The organism is Leisingera sp. ABM4_101, from assembly GCF_056158725.1.
Map to the genome: position 1 here is coordinate 1,049,937 of NZ_JBSWTV010000002.1, position 13,768 is coordinate 1,063,704.

10 protein-coding genes are annotated in these 13,768 nt (G+C 57.3%); 2 read left to right on the top strand and 8 right to left on the bottom strand.

The annotated features are described in order from the left end of the window. The first annotated feature begins 70 nt into the window (after positions 1–70). Positions 71–1,075, top strand: coding sequence for a GlxA family transcriptional regulator (locus ACXAEK_RS06060; RefSeq protein WP_475040479.1), 1,005 nt, complete (start codon positions 71–73; stop codon positions 1,073–1,075). A 772-nt stretch (positions 1,076–1,847) separates the two neighbouring features. After that, entirely contained in the window at positions 1,848–2,480 is a 633-nt protein-coding gene (locus ACXAEK_RS06065; RefSeq protein ID WP_475040481.1) for a tyrosine-type recombinase/integrase, read from the top strand. Between the two features lie 247 nt (positions 2,481–2,727). Here the strand turns inward: ACXAEK_RS06065 and ACXAEK_RS06070 are convergent, their stop codons facing one another. From ACXAEK_RS06070 to ACXAEK_RS06105, 8 genes are all read right to left on the bottom strand, one after another. Further along, positions 2,728–4,152, bottom strand: a complete 1,425-nt coding sequence (locus tag ACXAEK_RS06070; RefSeq protein WP_475040483.1) for a UvrD-helicase domain-containing protein — start codon at positions 4,150–4,152, stop codon at positions 2,728–2,730. Between the two features lie 6 nt (positions 4,153–4,158). Continuing rightward, on the bottom strand, positions 4,159–5,943 hold the full coding sequence (locus ACXAEK_RS06075; protein ID WP_475040485.1) for an ATP-dependent nuclease: 1,785 nt from the start codon (positions 5,941–5,943) through the stop codon (positions 4,159–4,161). Positions 5,944–6,300: 357 nt separating this feature from the next. Beyond that, entirely contained in the window at positions 6,301–8,109 is a 1,809-nt protein-coding gene (locus tag ACXAEK_RS06080) for a SulP family inorganic anion transporter (protein WP_475040487.1), read from the bottom strand. An 87-nt stretch (positions 8,110–8,196) separates the two neighbouring features. Further along, a complete protein-coding gene (lhpI, locus tag ACXAEK_RS06085) occupies positions 8,197–9,120 on the bottom strand; it encodes a bifunctional Delta(1)-pyrroline-2-carboxylate/Delta(1)-piperideine-2-carboxylate reductase (RefSeq protein ID WP_475040489.1) in 924 nt (307 codons plus the stop codon). Between the two features lie 8 nt (positions 9,121–9,128). Continuing rightward, the gene (locus ACXAEK_RS06090; RefSeq protein WP_475040491.1) at positions 9,129–10,604 is read right to left on the bottom strand and encodes a sulfatase family protein; all 1,476 of its coding nucleotides are present in this window, start codon (positions 10,602–10,604) and stop codon (positions 9,129–9,131) included. Next, on the bottom strand, positions 10,601–12,139 hold the full coding sequence (locus ACXAEK_RS06095) for a tripartite tricarboxylate transporter permease (protein ID WP_475040493.1): 1,539 nt from the start codon (positions 12,137–12,139) through the stop codon (positions 10,601–10,603). The genes ACXAEK_RS06090 and ACXAEK_RS06095 overlap by 4 nt, the downstream gene beginning before the upstream one ends. Before the next feature lie 9 nt (positions 12,140–12,148). After that, positions 12,149–12,688: a tripartite tricarboxylate transporter TctB family protein gene (locus ACXAEK_RS06100; protein ID WP_475040494.1), complete on the bottom strand. Its 540-nt coding sequence runs from the start codon at positions 12,686–12,688 to the stop codon at positions 12,149–12,151. A gap of 58 nt (positions 12,689–12,746) precedes the next feature. Then, positions 12,747–13,700 carry a Bug family tripartite tricarboxylate transporter substrate binding protein gene (locus ACXAEK_RS06105; protein ID WP_475040496.1) on the bottom strand — a complete coding sequence of 318 codons (954 nt, stop codon included), beginning with the start codon at positions 13,698–13,700 and terminating at the stop codon, positions 12,747–12,749. Positions 13,701–13,768 lie beyond the last annotated feature (68 nt).

Consider the following 13,768-nt stretch of genomic DNA (forward strand, 5'->3'; position numbering starts at 1 on the left):
TAACCAGAAGGTTGCTGAGATTACTTGCAAGAATTCAGCATTTTCGTGTACAAAATCTGCATTCAGATGATTGGTTGGTCGCCTCCTAATAAATCACAAACCCTCTCACCCGGACATCAAATTCGCCTTCACGATGATGCCGACCTTTCCGATCCTGGCCCTCGGGGCGTTCATCGATACGCTCCGCCACGCTGCCGACGACGACAATCGGAACGGTCAGGTATATTGCGGCTGGAACATTTGCGGGCCGGATTTGTCTCCCGTCACTGCCAGCTCCGGAATCAGCGTCACACCGGATTGTACTTTCGAGAACCTGCCCAGGGCTGACTGGCTGGTGGTCGTTGGCGGCCTCATTCCGCACATTGATCAGCCGCCGTCAGGAACGCTCAATTTTATTCGGGAGTTCTATCATCAGGGCGGAACGGTTGTAGGCCTTTGCACCGGATCCTTCTTGCTCGCCCAAGCAGGCTTGCTGAGCAAGCGCCGGGCTGTGATCCACCACCGGCACCGGCGTGATTTCCTCGCCCGATACCCGGATGTGGAAGTCACCTCTCGCGATATTTTTGTCGAGGATGGTCGCCTAATTACTTGCCCCGGAGGAACCGCTTCCATTGACCTGGCTGTAACTCTTTTGTCCCGTAAACTGGGCCAGCAGCGGGCCCGCAAGGGGCTGGTGGAAATGAGTGTTGACCGGTTCCGGTCTAGCACCGAAATGGCAATGACTCCCCTCAGCAGGGACGAGTTTTCGGGCGATTACCGGGTTCGAATGGCAATTCAGATCATGAGAGAAAACCTGTCCGGGAGCCTGGAGATATCGGAGGTTGCCAAAAGTATCGGATTATCCCAGTCGCAGCTGAACCGGATCTTCAAAAACGCGACTGGTCTTAGCCCTACAGGTTTCCGGCAGGCCTTGCGTTTGGAACATGCCCGCTGGCTGCTGACCAACTCTCCTCGCTCTCTTACGCAAATCGCAATGGAAACCGGGTTCTATGATCCCCCGCACCTTAGCCGGGTGTTTGCAAAACAATACGGAATTTCCCCGCGCGAATTCAGGAAACGGCACTTGCGCAGTTAACGGCATTTCAGAACTGGAAAGAACATCCTTTTTTGTTCCGGCCGACACGGTGGCGAGTTGCAAAACCGGACGCCCTGCTGACCAACCTGCGAACCGAAGGGCAGGCGCAGAAGAAGGGGTGTTGCTTTCCATCAGAACAAATCCATTTGGTGGTATTCCAGTCTGCTGCCTCGCAAGGTTTGCGCTTGAAATTGTACTAGGTTGGATTGCTTCAGCATCGAACTGCCATTGCCCGCTCTTCCAGTGGAGCGCTGCAGGCAAAGCCCTCAGTTTGCCGCCGTTGGGGCAACTTGCAGCAAAACTTCATTTTGTCCGGCGCTGCGTAATTTCACGGCTTCAAAACCGCTGCACTCTGCCTAAACGGCCGAAATCTCCGCCGCACCGCAGACTGGTTTTTCATGCCAGCGCAGAAAAGTTCTTCCACTTTGCTTCTGCAGCACAATTTTTGCAGGTCCGGTAAGGGCTCCGACCGGGCGTTCGCCGCGCCAGGCGTGAATGACGATAGGCAGCCCGAAGCGGCCATGCGAATGAGGCACGCGGTGCTGGATGCTGCGGGCGCGAGGCTTGCCAGCCAATCCATCCATTGCGGACGTTCATTCAGGCACACGCACGGGCAATTCATTAGAAGCTTAGCTCTTGCCCCGAGAATTCCCCATGTCATCGCTCGGTTGATCTAACCGCAACTAGCCGCGCTGCTGAATCAGCATGTTAGAATGATGCACCAACGTCGGGTTGGTGTCGTGGCAGGGCGTGGTGGATAGGAGGACCTTTCATGCCCATTGCCAATTTACCCGCCATTCGCGCATGCCGCCCGGCCTGGAATAAGGGGCGCGTTGTCGGTCAGAAGCGGCCGCTTTTGCCAAAACACGTCTGGGCCATTCGCGTCCGCCTGGAAATCGCCGCGAACCACAGGGATCTAGCCCTGTTTAATCTGGCTATCGACAGCAAACTGCGTGGCTGTGACCTGGTGAAACTGAAGGTCGCGGATGTCTATGCCTCGGGCCAGGTCAAGGAACGCGCCTCGATTGTCCAGAGCAAGACACGGCGGCCAGTGCGCTTCGAGATAACGGAGGGCACGCGCAAGTCGCTCTCGCGATGGATGGAGGAACCGATGATGGTCGGCTCAGAATACCTCTGGCCCGGCCGGTTTCGCGATCGTCTGCACATCTCAACGCGGCAGTACGCCCGTCTCGTGCGGGACTGGGTGAGGTCCATCGGGCTGGATTCCACATCCTACGGGACGCATTCCATGCGCCGGACAAAGGTGGCGCATATCTACAGAAAGACTGGCAACCTGCGGGCCGTTCAGCTCCTGCTAGGACATACCAAGATGGACAGCACCGTCCGCTATCTCGGCGTCGAGCTGGAGGATGCTCTTGCGATCTCCGAAAGCATGGAAATTTGAAAAATTTGGGCCGCTTGCAAAGCGGCCCGAAGCGGACCTCCGGCCTGTCGCATAGCCGCGACGGGTTCGCATGCAGGTCGGGCGGAAAGCGGAATTTCGCTGCAACCGCCCCCCGGCTATCCGAGCGATCGATTGCGGAAGTTCAAGCGGCGTTGGCAGGGCAACAACTTCGCAATGATGAGGTGTGGGTCATTCTGTACGGTCAATCTCAGAGAAGCATTAGTGGCGTCCAACCGAGATGAGCGCGTTACGGCAGGGTTGGACTACGCGAGAAGACCGATACGGATCTCGCCCCCCTAGTCAGCGCGACATACAGGTGCTCTTTCGACATCGCGTTACCTGGTCGATCCGCATCCAAGATTACAACGTGATCCGCCTCCAGTCCTTTCAGGAGAAGAGTCGAGCCTACAGCTTTTGGCGGAATTACCCTACCTGCGTGACGGCGTTGTTCGCGAAGACCGGCGATAGCTGCTGGAAGACTACCGCCCGGGGCCGTCATTGCGATTTGGAGTGCCTGGACCATTATGTTGAACGCACTTTGTCGATAAACTCGTCTGTCACGGTCGCCTGCCATCGCTTTCAGAAATTGCACGGCCTCGAGGTATCCGCCCCCTTGAACCAGTGAGATGGCGGCAACCTCAGGGGCGTTTGGAGGTGTGCGATTACGATTTCCTAGGATCGACTGAACGCGCCCATTGAGTTTATCGCCATACACGTTCGTCATGACCTTGATAAGAAATCCAATGCAGGCATCCAGGAGTTCTTGACCTGATTTTCCGTCCATTTGGTTTGCATCGCCTACGACATCACGGAGATCTACTGGCTCGACAACTCCAACTCCCTTTGCGCGGCTTGCGAAATTGTGTCGCGAGGCCGCTTGCATGGAGTCGCCAATTATCAGGATCGTCTCATGAGGGTTGGTTTTGGCTACATCGTATTGCAAAGCTATCTGGGCCGCTGCGTTGGCGTTTTGATCCGCGCCGAGAGGATGCCACGCGACGCGCGAGGGAAGAGTGCGAAGATCAATCGTGTGTCCAGCTTCCAACGCCCCGCGAATGGCAAGAAGCCAAGCTCCAAGATCGTTGGCGCCAGCGTTGTTCCAGCGCCAGGGGATGTCCAACCGCCCGAGTTCAGGAAAGGTTGGGACCACTTGTGTCGTCCAGTCCGGAAGCGGGTCGCCGCCAAACCCAAAGATTGCTTGCATCGGATCGCCGAACACAACCGTTGGAATTGCGTTCGCGAGGCCAGAAGTGATCAGGTGTTGGCTCACCGAACAGTCTTGGTACTCATCGACCAAGACCCGCGAATACGTTGCGGCAATCTCTGAATTGATGGCCCCAGATGCACATAGCCCACCAACCGCGTTTTGCACTGCGGTGTAGTTGGGCGCATTTTCCGGATCATGCAGGTATCCTGCTCGCTCCGGAAACATGGAGATAATTGTCAGTGCCCAGCCCGCAATCGTATTGAGCCTGTAGTTGGACGCTGGCACGCCATCTCGATGCAACCTCTGCCTTAGCGCGGCAACGCCAGCGGTGGTGTGGGTAAGGACCAGGACCGGCTTACCTTCTGCCTGAACAATGGTCTTTGCGATCAACTCGGTCTTGCCGCATCCTGCGGGAGCAATGACATGCCCGCGTTGCGCCTGAAGTATGTCGGGTACGCCAACCATCTGAGTTTACACGCCGACAGGGGGATTCGCTGGCTGCGCTGTCGGCGATGTGCTGATCCATTGCCAAAGCGAATTCAAGGGTGCCGCGAAAATTGCACCTGTATTTTGCCAGGCCGGGGCAATGACTTCCCTCAACGCCCGTTCAGCAGGCTCAATGTCTTTGAACCATTTACCATCGCCAGCGCATTTCCCTAACACAGGTCGCATTACATCGACAAAGTGATCTCGGCATTGCTGTAGATTGTATTGACCGTTGCTCGCGTGACGGATTTTTCCATCAATGGAGTCTTCTGATCGCCATTCGCAGGCAATTGAAAGAAGCCCTGGTATCTGCGCCGCAGGGACGGATGCGAAGATTGCGGCTTCGGTGGAATACCCATCTTGCCAACGGAACACGGAAATGCAGTGGGTTGCCAATTCCGCATATCTCGCGGCATCGTAGGCGACATCGGAGTCCATGAACAAAGCGGTTCGATAACCCATACGCGCAAAGATTTTAGCACGTTCCATCATTGTTGAGCCGCCACCATCGGCCCAGTGGCAACCGTTTGCTAGCAAACTCCTCTGATCAAGGCTTTGCCGCCACAAATCCAACCCTCGGATTACGCCAATCTCTGTCTTCCCCTCACAAACAATGACACTCGGCGCGAGAAAGGCGTCTGCGCACGCCCTCAGCGTCTTCTGAGCGTCTTCAGATTCCCCAAGTGGGAACACAGCATTGGAAGTCGTCTTTGTTGCAGGCTGAATGAGTTCACCGTTATTAACCACGGCGGGTGTAGTGGTGCGCGTCGCCCGCACTGCATTTAACTGAATTGACGACAGCTCACGCAATACAACTGGCGAGTGTGTCGTCAAAAAGACTTGCTGCGAAGCATCGTTTGATTTTGCACCGAGCGAATCAAGCAAGCGGATAATCCGGTAGGGTTCCAAGCCAAACTCTGCTTCGTCAATGATCGAGATACTTGATTGACCTGCGACCTTTTGAAGTCCTGCGACGAGCAAGCGCATGGAACCGGAACCAAGATTCTTGAGCGGAACCTGATCTTCGTCGTGAAGGGCAATTGCACCCCCTGAAAACGTCACCCCTTTTACGTCCAATAGGGCATTCACCTGCTCAACGGGGATTCCCATGTTGTTGGCGATGGTTCTGGAGGTCGCCAGCACTTCATCGACGCCATCACAGCCCTGCTCTGCAAAAGCCTGCCGGGCTTGTCTGGATGCAGCCGCCAAAGCGGCTGACGCCTGAGTCTTGTCGGGAGAGAGCTTCCCGAGCACGGATCGCGGGCCCAGAGCCATATGGTGTGATGCCACGGTGCCGAGCCGTGTTGGCGCAACTAGCTGCCGATGCTTCCACTGAAGGTTCCGCTCACGGCCCTCGGCGGATGGGCCTTCAGAAAACAGCAACCATTGCGGCTCCAAATCGTCCCTTACAATCAACCGAACAGTCAATACCGTTTCCAGCGCTGCGGATGTCTCGTTGTGAATAGCCCCGGTCTGCGGGTCCCAACCTCGCAGAAAGTGGCCGTATGCCTCTAGGTTTAGCAACTCATCGGGAAGAGCTCCCAGTGTCACATCGATTACAATTGGCTCATCAACCAGGCATCTGTGGAAGTCAGCATCGGTAAAGACAATGCTCTGTCTAGTCCCCAAGGTGAGTTCTATTGCATCGAGAATGGTCGATTTTCCGCCGTCTCCCGGCCCAATCAAGCAATTGATGCCTGGGTTCGGCCACCACTTTAGTGCCTTGATGCCTCGAAAATTGGAGATCGAAATTTCTCGAATGACAGTCATAATTCACCTCAAACATACTTGGACAGTAGCATGTTTATCTCTTGCCCTAAAGTTGTGTTTGGATGCCCTTTCGCAAGCGATTCAGGCCATAGGAATGAAGCGGTTGTTGGATAGCCGGGGTCGAAGGGCCGCTTCGTACCGCCGAGCAACAGTTTGGCAGTTTCTGGGAATGCAGCCGCAGCGAAAGTCCGGAATGACGAGCCGCAGTGCAGCGGCGAGAGATATCTCCCAAGGTCCGGTTTGGGCCGTTTTTCCGCTTCATCATGAGTGCCAGTGTCCAACAGGCCGGGTTGTAGGGCTAGCAGCCTGGGAGCCTGAGCCAATGGGCATTTTTTCGGAAAACCAGTGTCCCTATTCTCAGAATTTTGGCGCTTTAATGACAAACGGCCTTTTTGTCTCAAAGTCATCAGGGGCCGGCTTGGCCTTGCATTCGTTGAACACCCGGAGTTTGCATTTTGCACAAACATCCTCGTCTACTTGCTGCAGCGCAGCTTTAAGCGCATGGCCTTTGGTCAGGTGAAGATTGTCTTCGCCCAGCTTCTCGGTCACATGCATCGTGTGCAGCGCCGCAAGGACTTCTCCGTACATTGCAACGATATGAAAATCACCGGATTTGCGCCGGGCCGCCCGGATTTGCCGAAGCAGAAAGTCGGCACCTGAAAGATCCAGGCGCCCGACACCTTTCAGCGAGAAGATCTTGATCGTCTGCTCCGGCGCCTGCTCGTCCAGATTTTCGAACTCGGTCTCCAACTGTTCTACGGATCCGAAGTACAAAGGCCCTTCCATACGCAGAACCCGGATTTGCGGGCACTCAGGGATATTGAAGATCCGGGCGTTTCGCAGGCTCCGCCGCCCGCCCTCGATGGTTGGCGCAATGACTGCAACGAACGGGGAGGAGCTTTGCTTCAGGAACACAACAAGCGACGCGATAAGCCCAACAATCACCGCAGTTTCCAAATGAGTGAAGATGCCGGTCAGAAAAGTGAGTGCCAGAATAACGCTGTCACTTGGGCTGCTCTGAACGATGTGCAGGACTTCGTCGGGCTTGATCAGTTTGAATGCGGCATAGGCGATTACACCGGCCATAACGGGCACCGGCACATACACGACAAAGGGTGAGAGCAAGAGCAAAAACAAAAACAAGAACGCAGATGCAAATATCGCCGACAGAGGCGTTTCCGCGCCGGATTTAGCATTTAGTGCAGATCTGGTGAACGAACCTGATCCTGCGTAGGCTTGCAAAAAACCGGCAAGGAAATTTGACAATCCTTGTCCCACGATTTCCTGGTTCGCGTCATATCTTTCGTCGCGGCGCACGGAAAAGGCCCTGCCGATTGAAAGCGCTTCGAGAACGCCGATGAAGGCAACGGTTGCAGCCCCGGGGGCAAGATTAGCCAGCAGGGCGAGGTCGAAACCAGGGAATTGCAGGGCTGGCGTAATTGATGGAAGCGCCTCGAATGTGCGAATGCCATGCGCCTCTGCGTCAAGAAGCCATCCGGCAGCCGAGCCAAAGATCAGGGCCGCCAGGTACGACGGAAACTTATTGCCGATTTTAGAAAACAGCAGGATGCTGCAAAAAGTCACCGCTGCCAGAAAGATTGATAGCGGCTTGATCTCGCGCCGCAGCGCAACCGCTTCTTCCAGCATGGAAAGCAGCCCGGTGCTGCCGGCAGGCTGTGTACCCAGGATGTTGTGGATCTGGGAGGTTCCGATCAGGATGGCGGCGGCGGCGGTAAATCCGACCATGACCGAATGCGAAATGAAAGAAACGACAACGCCGAGCCTCAACAGGCCGGCAGCCAGCTGAAAGACGCCCACTAGAACGGTAAGGATCATCGCAGCCGCGATGTAGTCAGGGGTTCCGGGCGGGAACATTTCCGACAGCGTCGCAAACAATATGGCCGAAATTGCCGTGGTCGGCCCAGAGACCATCACCATTGAGGATCCCCATATCGCTGCGACGACAGGGGTCAGCATTGCCGTAAACAGACCGTAGTGCGGCGGCAGCCCTGCAATCACGGCAAAGGCGACACCCTGCGGCAGCACAATCGCAGCGTTGGTGATGCCTGCAACAGCATCGCTTGCCGCTGACTTGCCGGTCACCTGGTGCATCCAGGGCCGCACCGGCTTCAAGGAATTGAAGCTGTTTGCCAGGTTTTTGAACATCGGCGGTAACCGCTCCCATCAAAGCGGGCAGATGGCAGTGACCCGATACCAAATCCGGCAGCCGGATCCGGTACCGGGTAGGGAACGCTATCCTTGCGTAGCGACCGAAGCGGCTGCCAAATCCATTATTGCGTTGCCTGCTGACTTGAACAAAGTGATCTCTTCCCGGTTTTGCCGGCCGCAACGCCCGGCGCAAAGAGCCGTCAGGTCGCCAAGAATATCCGCGGGTGCGATGACCCCCTGTTCCAGCGGGATTTTCAATTCCCCGGCTTCGGCGGCCGCAAATGGCGTATCCACGAAAATCCGGGCGCGCTGGAGAGCGGTGTCATCCGCCTCCCGCATTTTGGGAGTGAACGCGCCAATCAGATCGAGATGCTGGCCAGGCCGCAGCCAGCTGCCCTTGATTACCGGCTCGGTTGCTAAGGTTGCGGCGCTGATGATGTCGACGTCCTGCACGGCGGACCCGAGGTCCGTGACCGCATTTGCATCCCAGCCCCGCGCTCTCAGCTCCGTTACCAGTTTTTCCGCACCTTCCCGGCGGCGGTTCCAAACTTTGATCCCGCGGATCTCCCGTACTGCAGCAAAGGCATCCGGCAGCTCGGCCGCCACTTTGCCGGCGCCAACAATCAACAGCTTCTTGGCGTCTTTCCGGGCCAGGTAATCCGCAGCCAATGCAGAGGCGGCGGCCGTGCGCCGGGCCGTCAGCACGGCACCGTCCAGTATCGCGAGATGCGCACCAGTGGCCCGGTCGAAAATCAGCACGGTGCCTGAAATGGCAGGCAGGTTCCGTGTGCCATTCTCAGGTGTCACTGTAACTATTTTGACGCAGCCGATCTTATTATTCCAAGCGGGCATCAGCAGCAATGTACCATCGGCCTCCGCCTTCATCGGCAAAGTGTGATGATGCCGGTCCGGCGCGCTGACCCCGGATTGGAACATGGCGCGCATTTCGTTGACCAAGGCGCGGTAGGGTAGAACGGCAGCCGTTCCTTTTGCGTCCAGAAGTTTCATATCAAGGCCTACGGTTCAAAGGGGTCAGCGGGCAGTGCGGCCGGCGGAGGCGTGTAAGCCTGTTCCGGGGTACCTTCAACCGCTGCGCGCCCGCCGAGACGCTCAATCTTGGCGCTCTGATCGTCAAACGCCTTCTGGTTGACAGCGTCAACATCGGCAACTTTGCTCAATTCGCTACGCATATCCTGCAGACGCTCCGCAAATTCAGGCAGCGCCGCCAGATCGTGCAATTCAAGCGGATCGTCTCCGAGGTTGAACAGCTGCGGCGGATGACCCGGGTATTCCACCAGTTTCCAGTTGCCTTTGCGGAGCATGAACATGCCCGTGATCGCGCCCCAATCGTGATACTCACTGAACACCGCGCGTTCAAAATCCGGGGCCTGCACAATGTCAGTCAGCGGTTTACCTGGCAGATCGGCATCTTCCGGGTGCGGCTCCAGCCCGGCAAAAGCAGTCAGTGTCGGATGCAGATCCACCAGCGAAACCGGCGTTGCCTCCTCCTCGCCTGCCGGAAAGTCCGGGCCGCGGATGATCAGCGGCACCGCAGCCGATTCCTCATACATAGTGGATTTGCCCCACATGCCCCGGTTGCCCATGTTGTCGCCGTGATCGGAGGTGTAGATGACGCGGGTGTCCGCGCTCAGCCCGGTGTCTTCCAGGGTTTTCAGGATCTGGCCGATGTTGTGGTCCAGGAAAGAGCACAGCCCGTAATAGGCCTGGCGGGCAACCCTGACTTTTTCAGCATCGAAATAGTCGTCGTATGGCGTGAAATGGCGCAGCTCATCCAGCACCGGGTGGCGGGGACGCTCATCGGCCGCGTAGGAATGAGGCGGCGGGATGTCGATGCCGTCATAGAGGTCATAGAACTCTTCCGGCGCTTTCAGCGGAAAATGAGGTGCAATCAGCCCGACATACAGCGTCCAGGGCTTGTCCTGCGGTGCCTTGGCGGCGTCTTCCAGCCAGCGGCAGGTGCGGCTGGTGATGTCGCGGTCGTATTGCGCATAGCGGCTTTCGCCACGGCCGATGTCGCCGGCCATCTGCTCACAGCCTTCGATGATCACCGGCGGATCCCGCAATAGGCTGTTGAGCCAGCCTTGCCCGTTGAAGATATGCATCGGCAGGATTTCTTCGGAAAACCCGTTCTCGTCTTCGGTGCTGCGGAAATGCAGCTTGCCGACCGAGACCACGTCATGGCCTGCGTCAAGCAGCCGCGCGCCCCAACCCTTGATCGAGCCGTCATAGGCGTTGGTGCTGTCCCAGGCGCGCACCTGATGCACGTAGCGCCCGGTGGCAACGCTGGCGCGTGAAGGCACGCAGACAGGCGAGTTGCAATAGGCATTGGTGAAACGCGTGCCCGATGCGGCCAGTGCGTCGAGGTTGGGGGTTTTGACAATGCCATCGCCGCCGCATCCCATGACACGGCTGTTATGCTCGTCGGAGATGATGATTACGGTATTGGTCGCCCGCATGTCGTGTCCGTTCATTTTTCTGGAGGGTTGTTGGATTGCGCTTCTTCAAACAGTTTCTTGCGCGCTTGTGCCGGGTGGTAGATGCCGTAGCGCCAGATGAAATAGAGCGTCAGCAAGGTAAAAGGCAGCGCGATTGGCCGAGTGAACAGCACCAGGATGTTGTTGTCGTAAAGGATCATGGTCTGGCGGAGCGAATGCTCAATCAGCGGCCCCATCAGGAAACCGATGAACAGGCTGACTAGCGAGAAGCCGGTTTTGCGCATGAAATACCCCAAACCTGCAAAGGCCAGCATCAGCCCCACTTCGAAGAACGAGCTTGAAGGGACATAGGCGCCGACCACGCATAGAATGGTCACGCTCGACAGCACCACCGGTTTTGGCACACGCAGAACTGATACCCAGATCGGGATTCCGAAACGACCGACGACCAGATGCACTGCATTCGCGATTAGCATCGAGGCAAAGATCGCATAAATCAGTGCGCCATGCTGCACCATCATGAAGGGGCCGGGCGTGACGCCGTGGATCATGAAGGCACCAATCAACAGAGCAGCAGCAACATTGCCAGGAATACCCAAAGCGATGGTTGGGATCAGGTTGGAACCCGTCACTGCGGAGTTTGCCGCTTCGGTCGCAGCAATGCCTTCCAGTTTGCCCCGGCCAAATTCCTCCGGCTCTTTGGATGCGCGCTTGGCTGCACCATAGCCCAGGAAACCGGCCAGCGTAGCCCCCAGACCGGGCATCATGCCTACGAAAGTGCCGATATAGGCAGACCGGAAAAGCGTCTTAATGCAGCCGCGAAACTCAGGCCAAGCGATATTCTGCTCAGCCCTGTCATAAGGCTGTTGCCTGAAACCCTGCAGCTCAGGCCGCCGCCATCCATCAAACAGCTGGCTGACAACCGAGCTCAGTGCCAGCAGGCCGATGGCCATCGCATTCAGAGAAATGCCATCATAGAGGTCGATGACGCCGAAAGTCATCCGCGGGGTGCCAAGTTGCGGATCCAAACCGATTGTGGCCAGAAACACCCCAAGCGCCGCTGCCGCCATCCCCTTGGCCAGCGATTCAGATGACAGCGCGGAAATAAGGGTAAAGGCCAGAAGCCCCACCGCCGTGATCTCGGCCGGGCCGAACTTCAGCGCAATCGCCGCAAAGGGCGCCGCTAGAAGGATCAGCACGACATCCGAAGAAAAATCACCCCAGACCGAGGAGTAGAGCGCCATACGTAGAGCCTTGACCGGTTTGCCCTTCTTGGCCAGCGGATAGCCGTCCCGCGCGGTTGCCACATTCTCGGAACTGCCGGGCGCGTTCAGCAGGATCGCCGGGATCGCCCCGCCTGAGGTGCCGCCTTTGGTGATACCGATCAGGAAGGCAAGCGCAGTAACCGGGTCCAAATAGAAAGTCACCGGGATCAGTAGCGTCAAGGCCGTGACACCACCGACACCGGGCAGAACGCCGAAAAGGATGCCCAACGCCACGCCCAGAAAGATGAAAGCCACATTGACCAATGTGAAAGCGGAGCTGAAACCTTCGATGAGTTGCTCTATCATAGCGGCCTCTCAGAACAGAATGCGCGGGAAGTCGGGCAGTGGTATCTGCAGCACGCGCCACAGCAGCTCCTGCAAGCCGAGCGGCAGCAGGACGGAAATGGCCAGCGTCAGCGGCAGGTTCCTGAAACCGGTGGCCCGGATCAGCACAAAAAGCAGCAGTGCGGAAGCTGCAGCAAAGCCGATCCATTTGAACAGCAGGACATAGGCGGTGCAGACGGTTCCCAGGATCAGCGTGTTGACAATCTCAATCCCGCCAAAGACCAGGTATTCGTTCTCTTCGCTGTCTTCGTGGCTTTCACCGCTCAAATCACCGCGTTTGAGGTGAACCGCTGCGCTCAGGGTGATCAGCACACCGAAGAGACCCATCGCTGCTGAGGCTACCCGCGGCATGAAACCCTGCCCGATGGTGCCTTGATCCTGCATGGCGCCGGTCACGTGGAACGGGATCAGCCAGAACCAGGCCAGCAGTGCAATCAGTATTAGTGCGATGCCTGCTCCCAGATTTGCCAGCACAATCGTGTGGCCTGCCCCCTTATCTTGAGCCGCCATTTTCCCCTCCCTTGGAAAAACGCCGCCCGCAGAGGGGCGGCGTGCTCAGTCATAATTTTCAGTTGCCCGCCAGTGGCCGCAACGTGTCTTGGATTGCGGTGATAGTGTCGGTGACCTTGTCGGCGGCTACCAGATCGACGTCCGATTTCAGGCGCTCTTCGACGATGACGCGGAAATCATCACTGCCTCCGGCCGCCAGAACTGCTGTTTCCAGCTTAGCCGCGATATCATCCGGCAAGCCTGCCGGAGCCATGACGCCAACCATTGACGGCATGCTCAGCTCATAGCCTGATTCAGCAAATGTGGCAGCATCGGGCGCGCCCGAAAGCCGGGTGCCATTGAGCGAAGCGACCACCTCAATCGAGCCTTCATAATTCGCGTGAACGCCGCCGGAAAAAGCCATCACGGCATTGCCTGCCAGCAGCATCTGCATGGCTTCAGAACCGCCCGCAACCGGCACCTGCTTCAGTTCCAGACCTTCGGCGTCAATCAGCTTTGCCCAGAACATCCGGTCCATGCCGCCCAGAGCAGCAACCGGGACGCCGGGGTTGGACTTGGCGTGGGCCACAAATTCTTCCAGCGTCGTGAAGGGCTGACCGCTGGGTGCCACAAAGGCGTTCTGATAGTTCGCGACCGCGCCGAGGTAGCGGAAGTCTGCCTTGTCGAAGTCGACTTCAGTGGATAGCGGCAGCCATGCCGCGATTTCGTCGATGGCGCCCAGCAGAATGGTGTAGCCGTCTGAGGGTGAGTTTTTTAGGAAACTGGCACCGACCGCGCCGGCGCCGCCCTTGCGGTTCACAACCACAACCGGCTGCCCCAGTTCACTGCTCAATGCTTTGGCAAACACCCGGCCCATGGTATCGGTGCCGCCGCCGGCGCCGTACGGAATGATTAGTGTCACGGGTTTGGTGGGATAGTCTGCTGCCCAGACGGTGCTTGCAGTCAAACCCAGACTGGCCATTGCCACCAAGCCTGCAGCAAGACTCCTGCGAAGTTTTTCGAATGTTTTCATTTTAAGCTCCCTGTAAATGCACTTGCTGTGCCGATAGCTACTGGTCAGGCAGCATCCGAAAAACAAAC

Excerpts from the sequence above, each read along its gene's own strand:
- ACXAEK_RS06075 (WP_475040485.1), bottom strand. The coding sequence starts at position 5,943 with ATGACTGTCATTCGAGAAATTTCGATCTCCAATTTTCGAGGCATCAAG.
- ACXAEK_RS06100 (WP_475040494.1), bottom strand. The coding sequence starts at position 12,688 with ATGGCGGCTCAAGATAAGGGGGCAGGCCACACGATTGTGCTGGCAAAT.
- ACXAEK_RS06070 (WP_475040483.1), bottom strand. The coding sequence starts at position 4,152 with ATGGTTGGCGTACCCGACATACTTCAGGCGCAACGCGGGCATGTCATT.
- ACXAEK_RS06095 (WP_475040493.1), bottom strand. The coding sequence starts at position 12,139 with ATGATAGAGCAACTCATCGAAGGTTTCAGCTCCGCTTTCACATTGGTC.
- ACXAEK_RS06080 (WP_475040487.1), bottom strand. The coding sequence starts at position 8,109 with ATGTTCAAAAACCTGGCAAACAGCTTCAATTCCTTGAAGCCGGTGCGG.
- ACXAEK_RS06105 (WP_475040496.1), bottom strand. The coding sequence starts at position 13,700 with ATGAAAACATTCGAAAAACTTCGCAGGAGTCTTGCTGCAGGCTTGGTG.
- ACXAEK_RS06090 (WP_475040491.1), bottom strand. The coding sequence starts at position 10,604 with ATGAACGGACACGACATGCGGGCGACCAATACCGTAATCATCATCTCC.
- ACXAEK_RS06065 (WP_475040481.1), top strand. The coding sequence starts at position 1,848 with ATGCCCATTGCCAATTTACCCGCCATTCGCGCATGCCGCCCGGCCTGG.
- lhpI (WP_475040489.1), bottom strand. The coding sequence starts at position 9,120 with ATGAAACTTCTGGACGCAAAAGGAACGGCTGCCGTTCTACCCTACCGC.